The sequence below is a fragment of the Pseudomonas sp. SMSB3 genome (assembly GCF_052041965.1).
GTDB lineage: Bacteria > Pseudomonadota > Gammaproteobacteria > Pseudomonadales > Pseudomonadaceae > Aquipseudomonas.
The window spans coordinates 170,130-196,692 of sequence record NZ_JBKGGV010000006.1 but is presented as its reverse complement, the minus strand read 5'-3'; the positions used below and the strand labels follow the sequence as shown (position 1 = coordinate 196,692).

General features: G+C 58.8%; 15 protein-coding genes. 7 read left to right on the top strand and 8 right to left on the bottom strand.

The annotated features are described in order from the left end of the window. Positions 1-44 precede the first annotated feature (44 nt). The 4 genes from ACLEJW_RS12620 to ACLEJW_RS12605 form a co-directional block, all read right to left on the bottom strand. Entirely contained in the window at positions 45-839 is a 795-nt protein-coding gene (locus ACLEJW_RS12620; RefSeq protein WP_440777656.1) for a class II aldolase/adducin family protein, read from the bottom strand. A gap of 17 nt (positions 840-856) precedes the next feature. Then, on the bottom strand, positions 857-1,801 hold the full coding sequence (locus tag ACLEJW_RS12615; protein ID WP_440777655.1) for a D-isomer specific 2-hydroxyacid dehydrogenase family protein: 945 nt from the start codon (positions 1,799-1,801) through the stop codon (positions 857-859). Next, on the bottom strand, positions 1,798-2,931 hold the full coding sequence (locus ACLEJW_RS12610) for an acyl-CoA dehydrogenase family protein (protein WP_313294769.1): 1,134 nt from the start codon (positions 2,929-2,931) through the stop codon (positions 1,798-1,800). The genes ACLEJW_RS12615 and ACLEJW_RS12610 overlap by 4 nt, the downstream gene beginning before the upstream one ends. Positions 2,932-3,101: 170 nt before the next feature. Continuing rightward, positions 3,102-3,992 carry a LysR family transcriptional regulator gene (locus ACLEJW_RS12605; protein ID WP_145192641.1) on the bottom strand — a complete coding sequence of 297 codons (891 nt, stop codon included), beginning with the start codon at positions 3,990-3,992 and terminating at the stop codon, positions 3,102-3,104. A 199-nt stretch (positions 3,993-4,191) separates the two neighbouring features. Here ACLEJW_RS12605 and ACLEJW_RS12600 point away from each other — a divergent pair, with 199 nt between their 5' ends. After that, on the top strand, positions 4,192-5,157 hold the full coding sequence (locus ACLEJW_RS12600; RefSeq protein ID WP_145192637.1) for an ABC transporter substrate-binding protein: 966 nt from the start codon (positions 4,192-4,194) through the stop codon (positions 5,155-5,157). A 15-nt stretch (positions 5,158-5,172) separates the two neighbouring features. Then, a complete protein-coding gene (locus tag ACLEJW_RS12595; RefSeq protein ID WP_313294768.1) occupies positions 5,173-6,129 on the top strand; it encodes an aliphatic sulfonate ABC transporter substrate-binding protein in 957 nt (318 codons plus the stop codon). Between the two features lie 77 nt (positions 6,130-6,206). Here ACLEJW_RS12595 and ACLEJW_RS12590 read toward each other — a convergent pair whose 3' ends face one another. Further along, positions 6,207-6,662, bottom strand: coding sequence for an alpha-hydroxy-acid oxidizing protein (locus tag ACLEJW_RS12590; RefSeq protein ID WP_313294804.1), 456 nt, complete (start codon positions 6,660-6,662; stop codon positions 6,207-6,209). Between the two features lie 214 nt (positions 6,663-6,876). After that, a complete protein-coding gene (locus ACLEJW_RS12585) occupies positions 6,877-9,354 on the bottom strand; it encodes a TonB-dependent receptor plug domain-containing protein (protein WP_313457377.1) in 2,478 nt (825 codons plus the stop codon). A 2,049-nt stretch (positions 9,355-11,403) separates the two neighbouring features. Between ACLEJW_RS12585 and ACLEJW_RS12580 the strand changes: the two genes are divergently transcribed. Beyond that, positions 11,404-11,715, top strand: a complete 312-nt coding sequence (locus tag ACLEJW_RS12580; RefSeq protein WP_440777654.1) for a hypothetical protein — start codon at positions 11,404-11,406, stop codon at positions 11,713-11,715. A gap of 452 nt (positions 11,716-12,167) precedes the next feature. Here ACLEJW_RS12580 and ACLEJW_RS12575 read toward each other — a convergent pair whose 3' ends face one another. Then, a complete protein-coding gene (locus tag ACLEJW_RS12575; protein WP_440777653.1) occupies positions 12,168-13,289 on the bottom strand; it encodes a hypothetical protein in 1,122 nt (373 codons plus the stop codon). A 358-nt stretch (positions 13,290-13,647) separates the two neighbouring features. On the opposite strand from ACLEJW_RS12575, the gene ACLEJW_RS12570 reads away from it, so the two are divergent. The 4 genes from ACLEJW_RS12570 (at position 13,648) to ACLEJW_RS12555 (ending at position 25,907) form a co-directional block, all read left to right on the top strand. Continuing rightward, positions 13,648-18,378, top strand: coding sequence for a hypothetical protein (locus ACLEJW_RS12570; protein WP_440777652.1), 4,731 nt, complete (start codon positions 13,648-13,650; stop codon positions 18,376-18,378). Positions 18,379-18,854: 476 nt separating this feature from the next. Then, complete coding sequence (locus ACLEJW_RS12565) at positions 18,855-22,682, top strand: NACHT domain-containing protein (RefSeq protein WP_440777651.1); 3,828 nt, start codon at positions 18,855-18,857, stop codon at positions 22,680-22,682. Then, a complete protein-coding gene (locus tag ACLEJW_RS12560) occupies positions 22,669-24,969 on the top strand; it encodes an AAA family ATPase (protein WP_440777650.1) in 2,301 nt (766 codons plus the stop codon). Before ACLEJW_RS12565 ends, ACLEJW_RS12560 begins: the two co-directional genes overlap by 14 nt. A 2-nt stretch (positions 24,970-24,971) precedes the next feature. Beyond that, a complete protein-coding gene (locus ACLEJW_RS12555) occupies positions 24,972-25,907 on the top strand; it encodes an HNH endonuclease (protein ID WP_440777649.1) in 936 nt (311 codons plus the stop codon). A gap of 85 nt (positions 25,908-25,992) precedes the next feature. Here the strand turns inward: ACLEJW_RS12555 and ACLEJW_RS12550 are convergent, their stop codons facing one another. Then, a complete protein-coding gene (locus ACLEJW_RS12550; protein WP_440777648.1) occupies positions 25,993-26,553 on the bottom strand; it encodes a hypothetical protein in 561 nt (186 codons plus the stop codon). Between the last annotated feature and the right edge of the window lie 10 nt (positions 26,554-26,563).

Genomic DNA, 26,563 nt, shown 5'->3' with positions numbered 1-26,563 from the left:
TTATGCTGCACCGCGAAGAGGCCGGCACAGCCAACGAACAGCTGTCAGTCCTGATAATCACGGCCCTCACGGTCCAACTGCCGGATCAAGGCATCCCAATGCCGCTGGATGCCTTCTCCCTTGCCATCGGCAAACCGCTTCGATTGCTGATGCACCTTGGCAATCGCCGTTAGCGGCGCATGCAACAGCTGGTCATTACCCCCGGCCTGTGCCGCCACCTGGATGTTGCAGGCCCGCTCCAGCCCATGCAGTTCGCGGAACGCGTGTTCCACGCTGATGCCCCCGGTGAGCAGCCCGTGGTTGCGCAGGATGAGGATGTTGCTGTTACCCAGGTTGGCCACCAGCCGCTGCTGCTCGTCCAGGTCCAGGGCCACGCCCTCGTAATCGTGGTAAACCACCCGGCTGTAGTAGGCCAGGGCATGCTGGGAAATCGGCAGCAGGCCGTCGCGCTGGGCCGACACCGCCGCACCGTCGCGGGTGTGGGTGTGCAGCACGGCCTTGAGGTCGGGCCTGGCGCGGTGAATGGCGCTGTGGATCACATAGCCGGCCTGGTTGATACCCAGGCCCAGTGGGTCGTCGATGATCGTGCCGTCGACGTCCACCTTGACCAGGTTCGAAGCGCTTATTTCATCGAACAGCAGGCCGAAGGCGTTGATCAGGAAGTGCTCGTCCGGCCCCGGCACGCGGGCGGAAAAATGCGTGTAGATATGGTCGGTCCAGCGGAACAAGGCCGCCAGGCGGTAGGCTGCAGCCAGCTTGACGCGCACCTCCCACTCTTCGGCGCTGACCCGGTCGCGCACATTATCGGAACGGGGGGTGATGGCAGACAGTGAACTCATGGTGTGCTCTCCGGTAATCAGTAGCCGCGTGCGGTGTCGACCAGGTTGGCCAGGGCCGCCTGCTCGCGGTAGCGGTGGAAGTTGGCGATGAAAGCTTCGAGGAAGGCGGGGTAACCCTCCTCTGAAATGGCCGAGGTATGTGGCGACAGGAACACCCGTGGGTGGTGATACAGCGGATGGCCGACGGGAAGCGGCTCAGGGTCGGTGACATCCAGGCTGGCACGGCCGATCAAGCCGCTGTCCAGGGCCTCCAGCAGGGCCTGCTGGTCGAGCAGACCACCCCGGGCGATATTGATCAGATGCAAGCCAGGGCGGGCGTCGCTCAGCACCTGGCGGTCGATCAGGCCGCGAGTGGCGGGGGTGAGCGGGGCGGCCAGCACCAGGTGGTCGCTGCCAGCGAACAGTTGACGCAGGTCGTCGGCACGTTCCACGCCAGGCACTTCGACGATTGGCTGGCCCGGGCGACTCAGCGCCAGCACCCGCATGCCGAGTGCCACGGCCTTGCGCGCCAGGCTCTGGCCAATGTTGCCGAAGCCAAGAATGCCCAGGGTGCGGCTGCGCAGCGGCGCCAGGGGGGTCAGGCGCCAGTCGGCGTCCTTGACCCAAAGCGCTGGTAGTTGCTTTGCAGCGGCGAACACCAAGGCCAGCGCGAACTCGGCCACTTGCTCGGCGTTGGCGCCCTTGCCGCTGGTCACCGGCGCGCCCTTGAAGACCCAGTCGGGGTAGAAGTCGATGCCCGACGATACCAACTGCACCCATTTCAAACCCCAGGGCCAACCTGGCGGCGGGTTGTCGACGCGCTGCCCACGCACATTCACAGGGCGCAGGATGAACACATCGGCGGGCACTTCGAGGGCCAACTGGCCTGGGGCGATATCGATCACTTCATGATCTGGCAATTGTTCGCGCGGATGCTGGTTGGCCTGGGCGTCGAGCTGGCTGGCGATGATCGAATGGCTCATGGCCGAACCTCCGTCAGTGCGGCGCGGCCGACCTGGCCGAATACCACATCGTCCTGTGGGGTGTGAATGCGGCTGCAGAGAACGTCGCGGTAGTGCCGCTCCAGCGGATTGCGCCTCGAAAGCCCGGGGTTGCCGGCGGCCTCGACGGCCAGTGCCACGGCCTGGATGGCATTGGCGCTGACCAAGTGCTTGAGCTGGCCAGCATGCCGCGCAGCGGTTTGCCCGGTGACGGCGGCATCGAGCAGGCTCTGGTTGGCGAACAGCAGCGTGTCGATGCGACCCAGCACATCCTGGAAGCGCGGCAGGCTGGCCAGCGGGGCCCCCAGGTTGGAGGGCGTGCGATGCTTGAGGAAGCCCGCCAGCCAGTCTCGGGCGGCGCGAGCCACGCCGTCATACACGGCCGGCAGCAACACGGCCATCCACAGCAGGCCCTGGCCATCGAATTCCGCTTGCGGGGCACTGGCGGGGCTGACGCTGACGGCGTGGTCGAGCGGGATCAGCACCTCATCGAACTGCACCTCATGGCTGCAGGTGGCACGCATGCCCAGGTGGTCCCAGTCGTCGACGATGGTGATCCCTGGCGTGTCGCGGTGCACCAAAAAGCCGCCCACCAGGGGGTCGGCATCGTCGCTGCGCCCCCAGACCAGGTACCAGGTCAGGCCGTGGCTACCGGTGGAATAGATCTTGCGCCCGTTCAGGCGCCAGCCTTCGGCGGTGCGCCGGGCGACGGTGGCGGGCAAGCCGCCGCGGGCAGGGGTGCCAAGTTCGGGTTCGACGCGCAGTGCGTTGATCAGCGCGCCATCTTGCACGGCATCGCGGGCTATGCGATGGCGCAGGTGCTCCGGCCAGCGCGCTTCGTCCTGCAGGCGGAAATGCTGCAAGTACTGCATCACCAGGATCAACGCGGTGGCCGGGTCGCCTTTACCGACCGCGCCGATCACTCGGCGAGCGCTGGCAAGGTCAGCGCCGCTGCCGCCGAGACTGCGGGGTACGGTGAGGGCTAGCAGGCCGTGACGTTGCAGCAGGTCGAAGTTGTCCCGGGGGAACTGGCCGCTGCGATCATAGCGCTCGGCATTGGCTGCGAGCGCATGCGTCAGCTCGGCGAGGGCGTTGTCGGAGGGGTGACTCATGGGGTTTCATCCCTGAATGACGGTGAATTGCTTAAGACCGTATTCGTATGGATGAACGCTGTAAAAGTCTTTTTAGTTCTATGCTAATTATTTGTTTTAAGAATTTAGCCTTTACCATGTTATGCGTAAATTGCATTTAGTAACGCCGACCAACGCAAGTCCCGGCGACCTCAGCTCAGCAACCTACGCCCGGCGACTTCACCAAAGAGTTCCACGGGCTCCTGCAAATTGCCCAGGTAGCGCGGATGGAACAGCCACAGATCCACCTGCGGCTTGAAATCGCTGACGTTGAGCACGTCCAGTGCATCGCGATGCCGGCTGGCTAGCAGCAGGGGTTGCGGAACCAACCCCAGGCCCTGGCCGTTGGCGACCAGCCCCAGTTGCAGCTCGGTGCCGAAGGTCTCCAGGTTGATTGACAGGCTTAACCCTTGTTCGCTCAGTGCACGCTGCAGTCCTGCGCGGAAACCGCAGCCGTCTGGGTTGAGCACCCAGCCACGGGTATAGCAGTCCTTGAGTTTGTAGCTACGCTTGCCCGCGCTGCCCTTGGCCGCCACCACCTTCAGCGGCATGCGCGCGATGGACTGGCTGGCGATACCCTCGGGGAAGATTTTGCCTGGCGGGAACAATGCGGCAGCAGCGTCCAGTTCGCCGTTCTCCATGCGCGCGATCAAGCTGCTGCCCCAACCGCTGCTGACCTGGGTACGCAGCTGTGGGTAGGCTTCGCGGATCTGCGCCAGGGCGTCAAGCAGCACCACATCACCCAAGGTCTGAGGCACGCCCAGGCGCAGTGTGCCCGACGGGGCGCCATCGTTGGCCACCAGTTCGCGCAGTGAGTCGATCTCGCGCAGGATCGCCTTGCACTGCTCGTATACCCGCAGCCCCATGGGCGTGGGCTTGAGGGGCTTGGTGTTGCGGTCGAGCAGGGTGGCGCCGAGGTCTTCCTCGAAGTTCTGCACCCGGCGGGTAATAGCCGGTTGCGTCAGTTGCAAGGCCTCGGCGGCAAGGTTGGTCGACTGGCAACGGATGACCGCGACGAAGGCGTCCATATCATCGATTTTCATAATCGGCGCTCACAAGATCGAACGGGAGAAATAAGGCATTAGCATAATCGCAATGGCGGGTAATGCCATCTGCATGGCTTTATTTGATTAAAGCGCATATTAGTTTATTCCTAAAATGAATTTAGCTTATTTGATGGTTGTCGCTAGAGTCGCCTGACCGGGCCGCATGACGCTGCCCGTCCAGGCAGCGAGGAGCGCCATGTCCATTCGAACGAAACTACTGACCCTTGCCGCGGCCCTGGTACTGATTGGCCAGGCAGGCGCCGCAGAACGCCTGACCCTGCGCATCGGTGACCAGAAGGGCAACATGCGGGCTCAGCTGGAGGCTGCCGACGCCTTGCGCGATTTGCCCTATGACATCCATTGGGCCGAATTCCCGGCTGCCGCGCCGCTGGCCGAGGCGCTCAATGCCGGGGCGATCGATGCCGGTATCATTGGTGATGCGCCGCTGTTGTTCGTGCTGGCTTCGGGGGCGCCGGTCAAAGCCGTCGCCGTGGATAAGTCAGACCCTTACGGGACAGCGCTGCTGGTTCGGCCTGATGCGCCGCTGCAAGGTGCAGCAGAGCTCAAGGGCAAGCGCATTGCTACCGGCCGAGGTTCGATTGGGCATCATTTGGCGCTAAAGGCACTGGAGCAGGTCGGGCTTGGCGAGAAGGACGTGGAGTTCCGTTTTCTGGGGCCGGTAGACGCCAAGATCGCCCTGGCCAACGGCTCGGTGGACGCCTGGGCGACTTGGGAGCCTTACACCGCGTTGGCTGAACTGAGTGGGCAAGGCCGTGTGCTGGTCAACGGTCGCGGTCTGTCCAGTGGTAACAGCTTCCTTGCAGCCACCGACAAGGCGCTGGACGAGCCTGCGCGGCGTGCGGCACTGCAAGACTACCTGAACCGCCTTGCCCAGGCGCAGGTGTGGGCCAACCAGCATCTGGACACTTACTCGAAAACCTTGGCCGCAATCATTGGCTTCCCAGAGGACGCCGCCCGTCTGCAGTTCGAGCGACGCCATCTGCGCTGGCAAGTGATCGACCCCCAGACCGTGGCGGCACAGCAGGACACCGCCGATTTTTATCATGCCCACGGCCTGATGAACCAACGTTTCGATGTGGCACCGACCTTCGCCAGCGGCTTCACCCTTCCCGATACCGCCAAACTCGCCGCGCAACCCTGATCTGGAGATACCTTCATGCAATTGAAAGCCTTGCGCCAGCTTGGTCTGGCCCTGCTGGCCAGCGCCTTGCTGCCAAACCTGGCCAGCGCCGAGCAAACCCTGCGCATCGGTTACCAGAAGTCCTCGACCCTGCTCACCTTGCTCAAGGCTCGTGGCAGCCTTGAACAGCGCCTGCAGGCCGAAGGCATCCGCGTCAGCTGGCATGAGTTCCCCAGCGGGCTGCCACTGCTGGAGGCACTGAACCTGGGCAATGTCGACCTGTCGGCGGATGTCGCCGACACCGTGCCAGTGTTTACCCAGGCGGCGGGTGCGAAGCTGACCTATTTCGCCCGCGAAACACCCTCGCCAACGGCCCAGGCAATTCTGGTGCCGGCGGACTCGCCGCTCAAGACCCTGGCCGACCTCAAAGGCAAGCGCGTGGCAGTAACCAAAGCGGCCGGCAGCCACTACCTGCTGATCCAGGCCCTGGCCAAGGCCGGGCTTACTTTCAAGGACATCACCCCGGCCTACCTGATTCCCGCCGACGGCAGAGCCGCCTTCGAGAACCACAAGGTCGATGCCTGGGTAACCTGGGACCCTTACGTGGCCAGCGCCCAGCGCCAGCAGAACGCGCGCATCCTGGCCGATGGCACCGAACTGGCCAGCTACCAGCGCTATTATCTGGCCGGTAGTGACTATGCCAAGGCCCATCCCGAGGTGCTGCAGCAGGTGTACCTTGCCTTGCGCGAGGCCGGGGCCTGGATCAAGGCAAACCCGGGTGAGGCCGCGCGTATCCTGGGCCCGTTGTGGGGCAACCTGGACAGCGCTACGGTGCAGCAGGCCAACGCACGGCGCAGTTATGACGTGCAGCCGGTGAAGCTGGAGAACCTGGCCGAACAGCAACGCATCGCCGACGCGTTCTATCGCGAGGGGCTGCTGCCAAAGGCAGTGGATGCCAAGTCGGCAAGCCTTTATGAGCCGGTGCAGAACTAACCGTTGCAAACGGGCAGCCTGCTGACTGAGATTCTACTGGTAAGAAGGCGCCCCATTTTCGAGCGTCTGGCTTGCCGTCAGCGGGGTGACTGTGAGCCAGACGTGCTGTGCAGTAACGGGGTGTTGCGAATATCCGCAAGCGTGGCAGCGCCGCAGAGCTGCATGACGATGCGCAGTTCCTGTTCGAGTTGTCCGAGTACCGCTTGCACGCCTTGCCAGCCGTTGAGCGCCAGGCCGTAGAGGACCGGGCGCCCTATGGCAACCAGGTCGGCGCCAGCCGCAATGGCTTTGAACACGTCCAGGCCACGTCGGATGCCACTGTCGAAAAGGAGGGGCACCTGGCCCCGGACTTCATCCGCGACCCGTTGCAACGAGTCGAACGCTGCTGGCGAGCCATCGAGTTGGCGGCCGCTATGGTTGGAGACGTGTGTGGCATCGACGCCGTGCTGGAGTACTGCGCGAGCATCAGCCGTGGTGGTCACGCTTTTGACTATCAAAGGCAAGCCGGCACTGTGCGTGCGGACGAATTCCAGGCTGTCGAGGCCAATGTCACTCCATCACCCGCACCTCGGGCGATGGAGTCGAATGCTGGGCACGCGATGAGGCCCGTGGCAAGGTCTTCCAGTTCCATCAGGTTGAAGAATTTCGCAGACGGCTGTCGCATCTGGCCTCCGGCGAAGAGCGTGGTCGTCGCGCAAGGCTTGCAAGCCAGGCGCGCACGATACGTTTGGCAACCTGGGCATGGGGTCAGAAGTCGTAGGCGATCTTGCTGTACCAGAACCCGCCGCCCGGATGGAAAGGCGGGGATCCATAGTTGTACTTGTAGGCCGCTTGGGTGATGCCATTGTTGTCAGGGCGCACGTTGAAGATGTTGGTGCCGCCGATGCTGAGGGTCAGGCTGTCGAACAGCAGGTAGGACAGGTCGAGGTCGGTGATCCATTTGGCACCGAAGCTGCGGTCTTGTGCAGGGTTCTGCTGCCAGGTCTCGACCTTGCTGTAGCGGGTGGTCTGCAAGTTGGCGGCGAAGTTGCCAAGCGTCCAGTTGGCGCCCAGTATCCATTTGCTGCGCGGGGAGGCCGCTACCAGCAAACCCTCCGCGGCGTGACCCACGACGCTGACGCCCGCATTCTGCAGCGCGGCCGGCGTGCTGCGGCTACTTTCGACGGTCGTCTTGTTGTAGTTGAAGGCCGCACTCCAGCGCACATCGCCCCAGGCGCCGAATTGGCTGCTGTGATCGGCCACCAGGTCGATGCCGCGAGTTCGGGTATCGAAGGCGTTGGTGTAGTAGCTGACCCAGGTATTGCGTGCCACGCCGACGGATCCGAGGATGTCGCCAACGGCGCCGTTGCCATTGCTGCGGTCATACAGGTTCTCGCTGAGCAGGATGCGGTCGTCGATGTCGATGACATAGGCATCAGCAGTGAAGCTAGTCCGCGGCGCTGGCTGCCAGGTGATACCCAGGCCCGCGTTGCGTGACTTCTCCGGTTTCAGGTCCGTGGCGCCCAGCGCCTGGGCCGCGGGGCTGTCGGGCGTCGCGGTATAGCGCAGTGCAGGCACTGCGTTCCCATTGGCATCCGCTGCCGTGCGGTTATCGGTGACGGTGTAGCCGAGCTGGGTCAGGGAAGGCGCCCGGAAGCCCGAGCCCAAGGTACCCCGGACGGCAACCTGGTCTGTGAGTTCGTAGCGGGAATTGAGCTTGAAGCTGTAGGTGTTTTCCTTGATGTCGTCATAGTGTTCGGCACGCCCGGCGATGCCGACATACCATTTCGGCGTGAGGTCAAAGCCCAGGTCCAGATAGGCGGCGTAGTTGTTGCGCTTCAGATCCGCTTCGTCTTGAGGGCGGATTGCAAGTACGCCTTGAGCGCCTGTCGACGGTTGCGCGCCGTTAGCGACATACAGCGGACTGCCGACCGGGAAGGTGTACGGCCCGACACTGTAGGCACGTGAGTCATTGCCGGCAAATGTGCGAAAACGCTCCCAGCGGTGTTCCAGGCCCACGGACACCTGGGTGGGTACGGAAACACCGAAAAGCCCATCGAAGTGGCGTGTGATATCCAGGTTGTTGACCCACTGCTCGAACTGCAATGTGGCCAGGTCATCCCACTTGGTGGGTGACTCGGGGCCATAGGTCGGGTTGGCCGTCAGGTCGCTGGCATGCTCGATCTTGTCGCGGCCATAGGTGGTGGACAGATCCCAGTCCCAACTGGCCGCGCTGCCTTTACCGCCGAACAGAAACTGGTAGTCGGTATCCTTGAGGTTGTTCAAAGGGTAGTAGCCATCCGGGAACAGGGCCGGAATCGACGCAGCGCCGTTGGCCGCTCGCAGCTGATTGTTCGCTTCGGTCTTGCGCTCGCCATAGGTGGCATAGGAGTAAAGCTTGAGATCGTCGGATAACGGCAACTCGGCATTGTAGGCCAGGTTGAAAGCCTTCAGATCAGGGTCGCCGTTCTTGGTGCTCACGTGATCCCAGGCGGCCTGGCGATCATCCTCGAAAAAAGCACGGACGCTGTCCGGCGACTTCCCGACCCAGGTGGCGGTACCGCGTTTGCGGGCATCCGCAGACAGGTGCAGGAAGCCCCCGTCGCCCAGCGCGAAGCCATGGTCAGCAGCGCTCTTGATGGTTTCGCCCTGGCCCGAGAACAATTGACCGTAGCTGGCCTCGGCATGACCGCCCGAAGCACTGCTCTTGAGGATGATGTTGATTACCCCCGCTACCGCGTCCGAGCCGTATTGGGCAGCGGCGCTGTCCTTGAGCACCTCGATATGGTCCACGGCACTGAGCGGGATCATGTCGATGTCGACAGCGTTGGCACCACTGGTGTCGGTACTGCCATTGGCAGGGGCAGCGCCGTTATGACGGCGTTTGCCGTTGACCAGTACCAGCGTGTAGGCCGGCCCAAGGCCGCGATTGCTGAGCGGCCGCACTTGTGAGTTGACTCCGGCGATGTTGGTGCCGAAGTTGAACGATGGCAGCAGTTTGGATATGGCCTCCGACAGTTCAGCCCGGCCGGTTTTGAGCAGTTGTTCACTGTTGATGATGTCAATGGGTGTCGGGCTGTCGGCGATAGTGCGTTGCTGTCCACGCAGGCCGGTGGAAATTACGGAGACGGTATCGAGTCGAGTCTCTTCCTGATCGGCTGCCTGCGCTGAGAGTTGCGGCAGCGTCAGGCAGGCGACGAGTGCTATCAGCCCTGATCGCAATGGAAAGGGCGGGCGTTGGTTCATGGTCAACTTTCCTTGTGTTGGCAAGCGGCAATCAGGAGCCGCGTCTTGTTAAGCCAGCACTGGCCCGTTGTACGGGTACAGGATCCGTTCCCCGCCGTCGGGGGCAGGGTGAAGCGCACGGGTGGGTGGGAACGTGAGGGCGTTGGCATGGAGCGTCGGTCTCTCATCACTGGCATGGGTGGGCGATCGGTGCCGATCGCCTTGGCGCCCCAGCGTGATGAGGTGGCCGGGTAAGACCGTATTCTTATATTTTTTTCGTGTAAAAGGCTTTTTGGATCTAAGCTAATTATGATATTTGCTGATCTATCAGATCCTAAGGTATGCATTGAACGTATTTTACATCGGGCGGCGCGCTATCAGCCAAGCTGGTGATGTGCACTAGGTTTTACGCGTGCTGGTGAGATCTTTTATACCGAGTCCAACGTAGTCGCCGTTGAGAAAAACGATCGCCAGTAGAGTGAAAAGGTCGCCAAGGTCTAAGCACTGTTGCTTCAGCCAGCGGATGGCGCAGGCGAGGGTAGAGAAGGCTCTCAAACCAGACCGATGAGGGTTGCCCTGTGCTTTGCCCTTGGGGAGCCAGCCACGTCGGCGTTGAAGCTTGAAAACCTCACCTTAAGGGCCGATGTTGCTTCTAACGCACGCGGTGGAACGTCTGAGTAGATAGCCACGGCTGCGACGAGGAGCCATGGCTGCCACTGGTATCGTTTTGGGCCAATTAAGTGGCTGTTGACATTAGATCAGCCAGCTGTGGCGGTGTGAAAGTCATCCTGTCTGTCGCCGACCCTTGGAATCTTTAAGCGTTGGGTGCTGAAGCTGATCAGTTCCGAGTGCGACAGTCGACGTGGAACCATCCGCCAGCCGCTTTCTGACTATCGGACGCCAATTGCCATTTATTCGAAGGGGGTATGGTCAATTCAGGCACAGTCTGATCATCGGGGGCTGATGAAACCGAAGAGGTAGGTAAGGTAATACGCTATTTAACATAATATGCATTATGCGCACATTCGTATTTCCCATACGATTCCCACCCAGGGTGTCGACGTCAGGTAAAAATGCGAAATCACAGACAATTATGCGAAAGCCCCAGTCACATGGGCCTTGAGCGGTTTTTCTTGCGCTACAGATCAAGCCATTGTTTCAAACAAATCTGCGAATACGCCTCGCCCAACGCCGGGGCTTTGCGCCAGTAATCCCCTGGCGGACAACGCTCAGGCTTCCTCCGATTTTAACAAATACTAGCCGCCGCCGCAGTTTCATCTGTCGGGTCCGAGCCAGCACCAGACTGACATGAACCGTCATATGCGACATCGCAGTGGCCACGACGCTCCTAGCATCAGAGTTCATGACGTTGTGCAGTCCTTTTGAAGTCCCAGTCGGCATGGAGAACACCAAGGGCCCTTCGGAACGTTTTAACGCGCATTCCACCGTGAGGCTTGTAAGCATGCTCACCGGCGGCGGGATCCCCATGAGTGATCGATTATGATGCTCTATAGGTCTGCGGGCCGGCTTAAGGTTGTGCTGCTTTTTCACGTGAGTGCGACTAGCAGCGAAATGTCGGTTGGGAGGCCTATTTACGGGGGTTGTAAACTACTTTTTTGACTTGTAAACCACTGTAGTTAACACGTCAAAAAAGTAGTTTACAGGGTGTTTTTCACGATGCCGGGGCCGCCATGCACATGGGGCTCCAATTTGTACGCTGGGGTCATGCATGCTAACGTACCTCCTGAAGTTCAGCGCCCACCCCGCGGCAGATTCTGACTGTGCCGAGCACCAAGAGTTAGTTATGCGATCCTTCTGAAACATTACTGATTGCTCAAGGGATTAGCTGTGCTCCTCCAGACGTAAATTCTCCTGATGGGGTTATAACTAAACTAAATAGTCATTTAGTGTAGTTATAAGGTAAAGCCATCAATTCATGAATAGAACAGAGCGACTGCCTCTGTGCAATCAAAGATCTCAGGGTTGCTGATCGTGGTCCCTGAATGGATGGCGTTTGACTGTGATCGTCTACCTCTTCACTACAGTCCGAGGTGTTTTTAGGAGTCAGCGATGAAAATAACCGGAAGAGTCGAAGTAGAGACCGTTACAGACGTTGTGTGCGATGTATGCCGTTGCTCCACCCGCTTGGATACTGGCGGGCATCAGTTCGGGACCCTACAAGCACACTGGGGCTATGGCGCTGCCCATGATGGGGAGCGGTATGAACTGCACATGTGTGAGGATTGCTTCTTCCAAACATTAGCTTATCTCAAGCAGGAACGGCGAACTCAACATCTGTTCAGCGAGGGTGGCGAGGATCTCACCGACAATCTCGGTCTGGTCGCAAAGGATGAATATTTCGGTGGCGCCGGGAGCCGGTAGATACTCTCTACAAATCGCAAATGGTCGTATTGCTTCTCGACCTAGTTATTATCGCATGAGTGATCTTCTCTGCTCGGCGTGATTTCACAGCGATATCAGATCGGAACTCAGTCACAATTGACAGCCATTCAGTTTGGGCACGAAAGCAGGGGCAGGAATGCGCGCCGGCTTAGCAGGTATATAACTCAGCTAGCGCATCGCCTGTTCTACCCTACCCCACTTGCTCACCTCGACCCCATAACCACACTCCAGAAAAGACTCCACATCAGCGATAACCAGCAGAGTTCTGGCAAACCTCGCCTTTTAAACGCTGGTCGTCTCGTTTGCAATCTACCTGATCTGGTTAAAGACGCAATGCTGAGCTTAGCGACGCGTGGTCTGACACTGAGTTCGGCCGGCATTGTGCTATTTGAGCAACTTCACCAGCCATAGCGTATTGCCGCGAGAAACTATCAACCCTTCAGTACGGTAGCAGGCGGGCAAGTCTTTAATGGAGCTCTATTGTGTGTGACTCTCCGCCCACTATGTAGACGAGGCAAGACGACTTCTTCGCAGTAGCGATCCAGCGGCCAATTGAAAAATGTGTCCTGGCCGCCGAAGAGCTCATCATGGAGCACACGCTCGATACGAGAAACACGGTTGAATGCTCGGTCGACTTTCCAGGTGTCGGGTTTCAATGCTCGGGACTCGGCAACGCGCGCCATTTGCCCGGGCAGCATGTTGGCTGCATGTTTTCGGCTAGTAGCAACCTTATTAGTGTAGGCTCTGCCGCAGTTTTTGGCAGCCTGCCACCCTATAGCGCAAATATCTGCCAAAGGTAATGTTTCAATCATGCAACGCAACACCTTACGCGTGGCCGCCCCAGCGCTGATATCGAGCTTCTCTTTACCCATCTGCTGTTCCAGGTAGGCAAAGCCAGCGTGTTCTGCCAATTCCTTGATCAGGGCAATCAGCTCCGGTTCATCAGAAAGCTGCAGATGGGTATCGAAGTCTCTACGCAGGCGCTCAATGACCTCCCATGCGGTCAGCGCTTTTTCTTCTTCGGTGTTCGCGCTGACATTGCTCGACCAACCGTACGCTTCTGGCACATACATCCATTCCGAGCGATAGTTCGAGGTTACCCATTCGGGGGCGCGGGTCAGCACAATGGCTCCCGCGCTCCACAACTCACTGATGAAGCCCTCGGTGCTGCTGAAGCCTGGGGCAAAAGGGCCGATCGAATTGGCTTCACGCACGCCCGCAATGTCGTCCTGTTGGGTCAAGAGCAGTGCCATAAGTAGTATTTTGTGTTTGAGGCAAAGCTGTGAGAACGTCACTCGCTTATCAGACCACTCTCGGTTTGCACGCTTGAGTCGCTTGCGCAGACAGTACCGACAGGTGCAAACACTGAGCTGTTGATGGCCACAGGGCTTGCAGAATGCCGGAGGTAAACCGTATGTCTTTGTTGCCCATTTCTGCTGTAACGGAGCACCACAACCCGGGCATGGTTGGTCATTCAAGATCCGCAGAGGTAGCAGCGGTTGAAGCTGCTTTTGCGTGGTTTCAATTCCGTACTCGGCCAGCAGGCTCTTCACGGTGGCACCCTTCATGAAAAGGGCGTGCATCTCGCAAATCTGATCGATCGAGAGGTATGAGAGTGCTGGATGTGGCGCGGCGTATGATATCGATGCTGACATGTGTGTGGATGTTCTAGTTGTCGTTGAAGGCATTCGCCATGATAACCAGCAGTACCCCGGTTGGCCCATTAGCAAGCTGCAACCTGCAGATCCTGCTTGTCGAGGCGCTCGCAGCCAGTTCTTGTTCGCTCATAGCGGAAGTGGAAATGGTTGCTACCAGCGTGTGCCACCACCTTCCTACGAGCGCGGCGAGTGCCAGAGAGTCGATACGTTGCTGGCCAAGTGGTGGCCACTGATAATAAGCTGAGGAAATGCCATGAGTAGCGATGCCCTCAAGGCTTTCAGTCCCCTTAACAAGGCTATCCCCATAATGTCTGTGCGCCCCGCTACCCCGCAAGGTCATCTCGCCGAGCTGCGCACGATTCTGCAACGTGAACTGACACCTGGGCAATTTGAGCGCATGGTCGCGTCACTGCTGAGTGAGCTTCTAGATATCGGTATTGCCGTAGCAAGAACCGGCTTTCAACATGGCGGTGACGCCGGAACCTCGGGTCGGCAGAACCGTCGTTTGCGTATCGAGTGCAAGCGTTACGGTGATAACACCCCGCTTAGTGAGCGCGAACTGCTCGGTGAGGTGCTGGAGGCGTTGGCTACGGACGCTGCGCTAGAAAGCTGGATCCTCGCGGCCACGCGCGAAGCGTCTGAACAACTAGAGCTGAAGCTTGCAGGCTTAGCGGACGAGCTCGGGGTGCCAATCGTTGTTATCGACTGGAAGGCCGATGGCTTCCCTGCCCTGGCCGCATTGTGCAGTGCCGCACCTGAAGTGGTGCGCAGATACGCCGGCGATAAGGCGGCAGTATTGGCGGCCACGCTTCAAGGAGATGCCGCAGTCACGCTATCACGACTCAAACGTGACCTCTCGCAATGGGGTGCGGGCTATGAGCGATTGCGCCACCTCGCCATTGAAAAGTTACGCGCGCTTTGGAACTCTCCATCCGTGTCCACCGCGGCCTTGGGCCAGAATGCGGCGGGCGGCGCCAGTATCACCACCATTCGCCGGCATGCAAGCTATGGCGCCCTGAATCGATGGTGGCGAAATCCTAACGCCGCCAACGCACCTGGTGTTGTATTGGGACTCGAGGGCAATGGTAAAACCTGGGCGGTGCTGGACTGGCTCGTCAGTGAGTCAGAAGCGTTGCCAATGGTCGTGGTAATTCCTTCGAACGCCATGTCCGGGTTTAATGATGTTTCTGAAACGGCAATCAAACGTCTTCTAGCAGAACGGATGTTCGAGGTCACACAGACCCGCGACCGCGAGCATTGGCACCGGCGGATAGACCGGCTGCTGGAACTTCCGACCGAGCATGAACCGGCGCTGCTGGTTTTCTTCGATGGCATCAACCAGGAGCCAGCAGTGAAATGGGCTGCCCTCCTCGCGTTGCTGCAGACTCCCACGTTCGCTGGGCGAGTCCGGGTAGTGCTGACAACCCGTCAGCATCATTATGAGCAGACCCTTAATCGCCTGCGTGCGCTGGTGTCTGCCCCACAACGCATCGAGGTTGGCGTCTACGATGGCGTAGCTGGCGGCGAATTGGATCAACGCCTGGCTGCTGAGGGGCTAAATCGAGATGCTCTTCATGAGGATTTGGTTCCACTTGCGCAAACGCCGCGGTTATTTAGCCTGGTGGTTCGTTTCGGTGAACGCTTGATCGATGTTGGGCAGGTGACTGTGCATCGGCTGCTCTGGGAGTATGGGCGCGACAGCTTTGGTCATCGCGCGGGACGGTCCTTCAATGAGATGGAGTGGCGTCAGTGGCTGCAAACGGTTGCCGAACAGCAACGTACAGCACCTCGCCTTTACACCCTGAATGATTTGGCCAGCAGCACGGGACGCGCCGATCTTAGCCCGTCTGAGGTGGCCCAGCGCATGAGTGATATCCTCGACTCACGCTTTGTCGAATCTTCCCTGACAGCGGTGAAGCTCACAGGTCCGCTGATACAGCACGCGTTGGGTATGGCGCTTCTACACCATCTCGACGAATGTGGTGAGATTGGTCAAGAAGGGATTTTGCACGAAGCTTATACTTGGCTCGACCCCATCGCAGGGTTGGATCAGCGCTCAGAGATTCTACGTGCCGCAGTTTCCATTATGGTCGAACGTGATCAGCCGACGGCGCTCAAGGTATCTACCGCGTTAGTTTCAGAATGGTTGTCCTCTCAAAACCTCCCCAGTCAGCATGCGAGCGAGTTGCGTCGCATCGCCGGGCCTTTGGTGGATTCGTTACTGGGTACAATAGAACGGCCAGGCGAGGCAGGACAGCGGACCGCACGCTTGTGGGCTGTCGAAGCACTGCGGTCAACGTCAAGATCTGACATGACCCTTCGCGCTGCCATTCTGGGTCGCGTCCAGTCGTGGCTTAGCCAAGTATCGCGGGACGTTGAATCTGAACAGCGACGCCACCTACAGTCTGATGACGCGCGAGCTAAACGTGTCATGGACAGGGTCGGCGTCGATATCGATGGTCCGCTGAAGGTTCTGGGTTTATCTATTACCCTGGTTTCGCAGGTCGCCACTCACCACCTCAGCATGATTCCCCTGTTGCTGGAAGGCTATCCGCTCACTGATGCCCGCCCGCTATTTGAGCTCGCGGCCTTGAACTTGGCGATCCGCGGTCGCAGTGAGGTCTGGGACGAGCTCAAGTGGCTGTGTTTGCTCAACGGCGTCGACTTTCTCAGTACAGCCATTGAGCTTAAGACAGCGGCGGACCGGATCTGCTACTGGCGCTACGAACCAGGCATTAACCCTCAACTAGGCGCACGCTGTTCGGCGCTATTACTCTGGTTGTCGGGTGTTGAGCAGCATGAGCGCCTGGCCACGCAGCGCAATCCATCACTGGACAAGGCCGATTACGAACAGGATTACCTCCGTGATCCGGGCCGAAGCTTTTACCCGCTGCAGCGGCAACACAGTACCCAGGTGCTGTTGGATCACAGCTTGCCCATGCGCACGCGTGTCGACCGCGCACAGCTGTTTTGGACAGATCCCGCCTTCACTGTGCCAGCCGCATTTGAAGACGAGGCAGCAGACAGTCTTGCAGCGATTGAGGTCTTGGAGCTTGATAACCAGCGTGCGCCGACCCCTACCGACCATTTTTTCGAGCGGTCACTGGCTGCGATGACGCGCGTCGCCCCGCATGCACTGGTGGCCAAGCAGCGGGAAAAGCTCGCGTCCTTGCCAGCGAGACCGGCTGATCAACTGTACCTGGCCCTGGCCGCCTTTCAACGAGAGCGACTGCTGTTCACCGACAACAGCGCTTACGCTGCAGCTGCCGTCCGCCGGGCCCGGTCTCAAGCTCGCGGCCAGAGACCTTACACAGACAATGACGAGGTGGCAATCGACAGCCTTTTACTGACCATGGAAATGTCAGGGCTTTCTGCTTACCGGCAAGCGGAGATGGTCGTTGATGCAGCATTGCCGGTGCTCTACACCGACATGTTGAAAGCGGTCATGCCGCTCTCGCCTGGAGAAATCAGTAAGCTGTTGCTGCGTTACCGGTTCGGCTCGGAAAAACACATCAGCGACTTTCTGGCCGTGCTCAGTCTGCAGCCCAACCTTCGTTCGCTTGACTGGAATTGGTTGGAGCATCAGCTGGCAGCTACCGAAGGCGATGCGCGCACCCCTCTTCTCCAGGTAGCCTTTCGGTCGAACGCAGCACGCCTCGGGCAATACTTAGGAAAATCGAAGTGGCAATGGCACCACGAAGACGCAGTTGAAGCCTCGCACTGGGGCTCATTGGCCGTGCTGGCAGCTTCCACTGCTTGGCCGTTTGATCAGGTCTGCCAGCAAGCTGCTCCATGGCTGCTGCTGCAAGCGCTGAACCAGCGAGAAGCGACTGCCGCAGACTCGCACATGGTTAGCGAGTTACTTTCGACGGTGCTGGAGTTGACGGCCCATGACAGTGCGCCCTCCCCCTGCACGCTGTCCGTGCGTCTGGAAGATCGAGAGCAGTCGCCCACCTGCTTCTCGGTCACTGAATCCTTAGACTCTGCCAATCTGTCACTTGAGCAGATGATGGCGGCGAACTCCGAAGCCCAGGTAGCGGCGCGACAAGCCGCAATCGACAGTACCATCGAGCGAGTCAGAGACGCCCGCCGACGCGGTGCGCAGTTCTACCTGCAGGACTTCGACGCTGCCGATTTTCTTGTGATCATCGACCACTGTCCCGCAGTGATCAAACGGTGGTTGAGTGGCACGGCCGACAGCTCCACTGACTTCCTCCGCCGCGTTCGGTTAAATGAGGGTTTCTATCTGGCCCTTTGCGAGGCCTTATTCCATCGGGATGCAAATCGTGCAGCGTCGCTTTGGTTGCAGTTACACCAGAACATGAGCACCCGCTTCCTCGGCAAAGCCGAAGTCCCCGACTTGTTGCACCTGCTGTTTCGCGTGCCTGCGTCGCCGGCCGCGCAAGCCCTGCTGGATGCGGTGCTCGATATCAAGGCAACCAACACCGACGCTGGGCTATTGGACCTCAGCATCTGCGCCTACACCAATCAGGGACACGCATGGCTGTCCAGTGTTATTCAAGCCGATCTGAGCTCGCCGTTGGCCTGGCGGCAGCAGCGTGGGGCTCGCCTGCAAGGGTTCAGTTGCGGCAACCGTCTGCCTACCGATCTCAACTGGCCAGAAGGGTTTGTTGATCAACCAACTACACGCTCTAGCGACAATGCGTTGCTGCGCCATACCGAAGCCTGCGCTCGTCACTGGTGGGAGGTCTACTGGAGCGCCGCTGATGCTGAATCAGCGTATGGAGCATGGTTACTGTTTTGCGCTTCGGCAGACCGTCGTGCATGGACCTGGATGGCCGTTGACCAAATGGGCGCTGATCTGCCACCGACGGAGCGAACGCTACGATTGATCAACTACGAGATAAATCGCTCTCATCTTCGCTCTGCAATGAAGAAGCGTGAGAAAGACTTCGGCAATCGCTTCTTGGGGAAAAAAGTGAGCCCGCACGTCGGACCTTGGGCGTTGGCCAACCATCCATAGTCCTCCCTGGCAACAGTTCGGTCGGTTACGCCTCGTTCCACCCTCACGTGCGCTGATCAGATTTGCAGCAGAGCGAAGCTTCTCGGGCGCGATACCACCCTCTATAGTGGCCATTTGCTTTGCGACGAGGGCTGACCTGATTTGTTGGCGTCGCCCGGTCCAATCGTGTTGAGTTGCAGCGAGCGTACGCTAGCGCTCTTCTATTTTCATCAGGAGTCGGATGGTGCAGCAGTTCTCTTTGATCCATGAAGGCGTTACCCACTACGCGGAGTACGAGGTGTGCGACGACACCCTCCTGGTTTATTTACCAAACGGTGAAATCCGTCGGACCGAGCTTCGCGGTCTTGATGCAGAGTCGGCGGCTAGGCCCCATTTGCGCTCATACCTCAAAACCACACGGGCGCACGGCGAAATGCCAGCCAACTGATAAGGCACACCGCTAAGAAAACTTTGAACCTTCATTGCAGGGATGCCATATGCCCCAGGTACCACTCAATCGGGGTTTCCGCCTTGTCCCGGAAACCTATCAGAAGGACGATATTCCACTTGGAGAACTTTTGCTCCCAAGCGCTTCGTCTGACGTCAAGACATGGGCACAGTTGTTCGACGAATACCGTGTGGTCATTCTCGCCGAAGCTGGCGCCGGGAAAACCTACGAGTTGGAAGGGGCCGCACGGCGACTGAAAGACCAGGGTAAAGCTGCGTTTTTTATCCGTATCGAAGACCTCTCGGAGCAATTTGAGCAGGCTTTCGAAGTAGGGTCGGCAGAGGCATTCCTCAGCTGGCAAGCAAGTTCCGATGAAGGTTGGTTTTTCCTCGATTCTGTAGATGAAATTCGCCTCACAGCGGCGCGGGTATTCGAACAAGCACTGCGCAATTTTGCCGGTCGAGTGGGATTGGCTTGCAATCGCGCGCACATTTATGTGTCGAGCCGCCCGTATGCCTGGCGCCCGCAGCGAGACCGTACACTGCTTGAAGCAATTCTGCCGTTTCACGCTGACATGATCACGCTTGAGGGTGAACAAGAAGAGCCCAGTGTCAGTCTGATCGCAGACCAAGTCACTGCACAACGGTTTACCGCGCACACCAACGAAGAGCCTCTTCCCACACTCAACGTTTACCAAATGACCGCGTTATCGGCCGAAGACATCCGGACTTTCGCTGAGTGCAGCGAAGTGCCGAATAGCTCGACGTTTTTGCACGAACTAGAACGCAGTAATCTGTTCACGTTGGCACAACTACCGTTCGACTTACGCGACCTGATTCACGCCTGGAAAACCGATCAGGTGTTGGGGAGCCGGCTGAACATCCTGGAGCAAAGTGTTACCCGGCAGTTAAGCCAGGCAGAATTGAGTACACCTTCGCTAACGCTCACACGTCTGCAGGACGGCGCCCAATTGCTTGCCATCGCGGTAGTCCTGACTGGCGTCGCTAACGTGCGATTGCAAGCTACAACAACCGGTGAAGGCATCGACCCGATGGTGTTGCTGCCCGAATGGTCTGCGGCCGAGCTCCATGCTCTGCTCACCAGCGGGCTTTTCGGTGAGCCGGTCTACGGAGAAGTGCGTTTCCGTCATCGCGAGGTGCGGGAATTACTCGCCGCGCGCTGGATCCACCAGCAGTTGGGTACCGACACTAATCGCAATGAAATCGAGAACTGGATGTTTCGCTCACGCTATGGGCTGACGGTTTTGAGTGCACGCCTGCGCCCTCTCCTGCCTTGGCTGGTTTTGTTCGACGAACGCATCCGTGAGCGAGTCATTGCGCACTACCCAGAAGTCGTTGTTGAGGGCGGAGACGCCGCAGCGTTGCCCCTCATTGAGCGCGAGACAACTCTAAAACGGGTAATTGAACAGATCACAGACCCGCGTGCGTCGCTCAGAGGGCTGGATAACAGTGCAATCGTGCGAATTGCCACCCCCGAGCTGGAACCCTTCACACTTCAGCTCATCGAAAAGCATTTCGAAGATGACCGGGTGATGTTTATTCTGGGACGCCTGGTATGGCAAGGAAAGATGACTCAGAGTCTTGCGCCACTTAGCCGTATTGCTGCGGACCCTCAACGCGGTCACTATGCTCGACTGGTAGCAGTACGCGCAGTTGGGTGCTTGGCGGACAACGAGCGCCTCAACGAGCTTTGGCGAGCCATTCTGGACAGCGGGGGGGAGATACCCCGCACGGTCTTTGCCGAGTTGGTCGCGTATGCACCGCCACAGAAAGCCTCGATTGACCTTATTCTGGAAACACTTGCCCGATCGGTGGACTACAAACGTTACGACTCCAGTGGGCTCGCTGGCAACCTGACGGATTTCGTCAACCGCTTGGCGGGCTGTTCAGAATCCACGTCAGCCGATGACTTGCACGCTTTTGCCAGCGGTTTGCTGACTTACCTCCAGAAAAAGCCGCATCTGGAGCGTGGGGAGTGCGAGCTTTCGAAAGCGTACTACTGGTTAATGCCAATCGCCTTGCGATGCGTAGAGCACTTAATCGCTAAGCGGGCTCCAGCCGCCATGTCCTCCACGACCCTGAGAGTTCTTGCGGCGGCCCCTGAGCTTATGCAGTGGCACGGTAGCGAACTGGGCGATATCAAAGGCGCATTGACGACCTTGGTTCCCGCGTGGCCAGAGCTGAACGACGCGCTGTTTTGGAGGTGCATCGAGGACTGCCGCACGCGGCAGGCACGCAGGAATCAAAGCCTCAAGGACGATTGGCTGGTTAGCTATTCATGGCACTTCTGGGCATTTGCTGCGGACAGCTTCCCCAGAATTCTGGACTGGGTTAGGCAGCGACCTTTAGAAGACGACCAGTTTGTCGCGCTCGCAAGGGCCTATCGCACCTTCAATGACCATGGCAAGCCTACACTCTGGCGTGAGCAATTGCTGGCCACTACGCATGGCCATGCTGCTTTGCAGGAAACTCTGCTTGCACTGCTCAACCCGAAACCGGATCCCACACTCGTGCGCTTTCAGGAACAGGAAAGAAAGTACCGTCGCCAGCATGCGCGACAGCAAAAACGAGAAAGTAACCAGTGGACACATTTTGTCGAGCGCCTCAAGGCCAAGCCCGATCTAGTGCGTCACCCGCCTGGCTTGCAACCGAGCGAGGTGAGTAACTTTCAGTTTCATCTGATGGAGCATATTCGTGACGCCTCCGGATCGTCCACGCAGCTTGATGGCAGTGACTGGAGCGCACTGATCCCGGAGTTTGGCCTGGCGGTTGCCGAAGCCTATCGGGATGCAGCCATCGCTTTCTGGCGAGCCTACCAACCCACTTTACGCTCAGAAGGCGCAGAGCCGAACAGTATTCCCGCTGCGGTCATGTTCGGGTTGACTGGCCTCGCCATTGAACTGCAGAACCATGAACACATTGCCAAATTAGACGCACGGGAAGCGGAGTCGGCCTTGCGCTACGCGCTCTTCGAGCTCAATGGTTTTCCTTTCTGGTTTGATAGCTTCTGTCGACAGCATCTGCCTGAGGCGACCGCATTCTTCTACCGCGAAATTGACTGGGAATTGTCCACCAGCCAGCCGGAGCAGCGTTCTTTCTATGTCTTGCACGATGTGGTCTATCACGCGCCCGTACTGCATTCAACGCTGGCACCGTTGCTTAAGCAATGGCTGATGAACCATCAGGTACTGAACCTTGAATGCCTGCGCTACAGCCGGCGCATCATCGGTAATGACAACTTACCAGCGGCCGAGATCGCCGGGCTGGCGTTTGACAAGATCAGCAACCCTGCGACGCCGGGCGAGCAATTGCCCGTTTGGTACGCGGTCCGTACCGACGCCGACCCGACATTGTCGCTTCCGGCATTGAAAACAGCCCTGAGAAAGTTATCCCGAGCTGCTGCCGAGCGCTTCGGCGAAACCTTCAGCGTAGAGCTATTGGGAGGTCGACGTGATGCAGTCCTGAGCATTGGCGGCTTCAACAGTCCAACTTACCTGAAAGAGCTGTACCTCCTGATGCACAGCGTCATCCGAGTGAAGAACGACCTTAATCGGGCCGGAGGCGGGGTGTATTCCCCAACGGTACGTGATGATGCTCAGGACGCGCGCGAACGCCTTTTCGGCATGCTCCAAGAGCAATCTTCTGAGATCACCTACCGTGCGATTCTCGAACTTGCCGAAAAACACCCGGTTCAGCATTTTTGCACCTACATGCGTGCGTGTGCTGTCAGCCGGGCAACCACTGACGGAGATATGCAACCATGGCGCATCGAGGAGGTCGCTCACGCTGCGCGTCGTCTCATTCGGACCAGCACCCTCCTCTCCCCGGTATTGGAGGTCGACAATGCAGTACGTTGACCGCCCCATGACTCCTCCAGCCGCTCTCAGCTCCCCCCAAGCCCAGGCGTCGCGAAAAGCGATGCTGGAGTTTTGGCAGCTGGAGCCTCAGCGACGGGCGCAAACCAGCGTGCCGGCCATCGGATTTAGCCCGGAAGAGCCGCACCTGTTGGAAGCGCTGGCCGACATGAGCGGGCAGCGCTGCGTTTTCTGTGAAGCCAGCGCTACGCTGGTCATTCATCGCTTCCGTCCGCCAGGTAACGCGCTGCCAGTTGCGCGCTCCAGTGACGCGCATCTTTATTACCTGTGGCTTGCCGACGCGTGGCAGAACCTGCTGCCCATCTGTCACGGCTGCATGCCGATTGAGCCGCAGTTTCCAGTTCGCAGAGCGCGCTGCCGGCCACCAGCGCTGGACCAAGTTCAGGCGTATGTCACCAGTGGCAAAGGGCTTTGGCCTTTTGGTTCGCCCGAAGAGGAGCCCTTGCTGCTGGATCCCACCCAGGAGCGACAGTTTGCCAAGCACTTGATCCCCACACTCGACGGTGAATTGTTGGCAGGCACACCGCGCGGCGAGCAAACCATTGCCATCTTCGACCTCAACCGCGGGGAGCGCCGCGATCAACGCTATCAGGTTTATCAAAGGCGCTTGGAAGCTCTTTACACGTGCGTGGTTTCAGGAGAGCTCAAGAACATTGACCCGCTGGTTGATTTCAAGAGCCTGGAGTTCGGGGGTACGTGGTATTTACTGCTGAGGCGCCTGCTCGAACATCTATCGATCAAAGGCATCGGGCGGCACTTGGCTGTCGAGCGTGTGCGCCCTGCCCTTTACAAATGGGCTGCGATCCCCAATGCCGCAGCGCTATTGGATCAGGCGCGCCACCTGCTGCAGCGTGAGGATTCGTATCTTCGCGCCCATGGCACGCAGGTCCGGCGCCTGCCCCCGGCAAAGGATGCCGTGATTGCTATTCAAATTCGTAACTTTAAAGCTATTGAACGTCTGGACCTCAGGCTTAACGAGCCATCGGCGAACCCTGTGGAGCACCATGGAGCACTGGCTCCCTCGTTGGTCATTCTGGGTGAAAACGCCACTGGAAAAAGTTCTATTCTGGAAGCCATCGCCTTGACCCTCGTCCCTTCGGCGGTACGCAGCGCACTCAATGTACCCTGGGCTGACATGGTAATTGACCCTACTCAGCTCGGCGTTGAACAGTCAGGGGAGAGGGCGAAGACCCACATTCGAATCGAACTGACCAACCAACGCTGGGTTCAATTGGGCATCGACCGGCAACAGCCCACCCACGACAGCGATCTGGGCAACCAGCAGGTCCCTGTCTTTGCCTACGGTGCTTTTCGTCGATACGGTCGGACCAGCCATCGTGCGACTGCACATACCCATGTGCGCAGTCTGTTTGACGGTCATCCGCTCTCCAATCCCGAGCCCTGGCTAAGCAGGCTCCAACAAGATCGCTTCGACATGGTGATTCGCACACTGCGCGATGTATTGGCAATCGATGGTGAATTCGAAGTCATTCAACGCATGCCGGCAACCGGCGCATTGTGCATGGTCACCACCGTGACCGATTTGGACGGTTCAACACGCTTCAACCACACACCGCTTCACGCCGTCTCCTCTGGCTATCGGTCAATGTTGGCAATGATTTGCGACATTTTCAAAGGGCTGATGAATCCGAGAGTTTATCCTGGATTCGAGAATTTTCAGGCAGCACGTGGGGTAATCCTGATTGATGAAATCGAGGCCCACTTGCATCCGCGTTGGAAAGTACTGGTGATGTCTCGCCTGCGCGCGGCCCTGCCGAACATGACCTTTATTGTGACCACGCATGACCCGTTGTGTTTGCGCGGCATGGCAGACGGTGAAGTCGCGGTGGTGCAACGCATCGCCACTTCGGAGGCTCGGCTGGACAGTCAATTCCCGATCGCCATCGAAAGCATCTCCGGCCTTCCGCCGGTGGCGGAACTTCGGCTCGAGCAGCTACTCACTTCGGATTTTTTCCAGATGCTCTCCACCGACGACGCATACACCGATCGCCATCTGGCCAATGTTGCCGACTTGATGGCCAAGCGTAGCCGTGGCGAACTTTTGAGTATCGATGATCAGCAGATGTTGAGCGGCTTCCAACGCGACATAAACGGTGCCCTGCCCATCGGCTCAAGCGAGGCACATCGGCTCGTGCAGCAGGCTGTCGCCGAGTACCTGGCCCGGCGACGCGCCGCGAGTAGTGAGGCATTGCATGCGTTACGGCGTAAGGCCAAAGACGAAATCCTCGCCGCATTGGAGGGCTTGTGATCATGCGTCAGGTCCAGCGTGCTCCTACTCCCGCCTCCCTTCAACTTGGGGCCGCCGGTAGCGATGAACTTGCGCGAGTACGCGTGCACCGCGCCACCCCCGCGCCGGCTGGCAAAAAAAAGAAGAGTTTCGAGTACACGGCCTACAAGGGGGATGATGTCCGCCGGGCTTTGGAGAAAATGTTTCACGGCAAGTGTGCTTACTGTGAGACCTATTATGCCGCCTCGGCGCCGGTCGATATCGAGCATTATCGGCCGAAGGGGGGTGTCACCGAGGCTGCCACCCATGGCGGTTACTGGTGGATCGCCATGCAGTGGGAAAACCTGCTGCCATCATGCATCGACTGCAATCGCAAGCGCGGTCAGGTGATTGTGGAGGCGTCCTCAAGCTTGGCCGTTTTGGCCGCCAGCACCTCTCCGACGTTGACCCAAGCAGGAAAGAAAAACAGCTTTCCCTTGGCCGCTGGCGGGGTAAGAACTACCGCGGAAGGTACGGACTTCTCCAGGGAGCAGCCATTGCTCCTCAATCCCTGCAATGACGATCCAACCGCTCATCTGCTGTACAGCGTTGATCCCGCGCACCCCACGGGATTGATCGTGCCAACCGGTTCCCCAGAGCAGCAACAGCGCGGTGCAGTTTCAATCCAGGTGTACGGATTAAACCGTCTCAAGCTGCTGCAAGACCGCAATCGTGTCCTGCGTAGCATGGAGTTTCTTGGCGACCTCATCATTGACCTGGCCACCTCGATCGACGCATTGGAGGCGCCAGATGCCGCGCTTCAGCTACGAGGAACGCCAGCAGCCGGTGTTGCCACACGGCTGCGGCTGCTACGTGACCGCATGCTGGAGGAACTCAAGGCCGCAGCTGCGCCAGAAGCGCCCTATTCGGCAATGGCCAAGACTTGGCTAGAGAATTTCAAACGCCGTCTAGCCATCTGAGTCTCGCCGTGGGCGTGCTGAGGCGGACTGACTCACAGCCCCGGCGCGACTGTGTCTCCGATTGCAGCGACATTTGCGCACTGACTCAGCGTGCTAACAGCAAGATGATTAGCATCAGCCCGGCGAACAACAGGCAAGCGCTCGCCAGCCCCGCTTGTTTGATCAATCGGTCCAATTTGCGATCCAGCCCCTGCACCTGACGTTCGAGTGTATCGAGTCGACTGAAAGCCGCCTCACCATTGGCCTGATTGGTATTGGATTCCTGGTCGGTTGAGCTGCGATCACTGTGCGTGGCGATTAAGCTTCCGCCTGCCCCAGTAGAACCGATCGTAATCATCATGAGCAGCATCTTGACGTTATCTGCCCAGTGCGAGCCTTCCAATGCTTGTTTGAATACCAAGTCGTAGGAAAACTGGATCATCACGCCATACGCAATCAGAAAGAAACCTTTGAGAAAGCGGTCGTCGCGGTTGTCGACTAAAAAGATGAAGACGGTAAAAGCGCCCATCAGGTATGCCATCGCGGATGCATCTATCCCGAAGAAGCGGTATGTGATCCAGCTCTGAATGACATTGAGCAACAGGGCCAGGAGCAAGCCCGGCTTTGTAGACAGCCAGTGCCACAGGTTCTTTTTTGCAGACGACAACTACTTTACT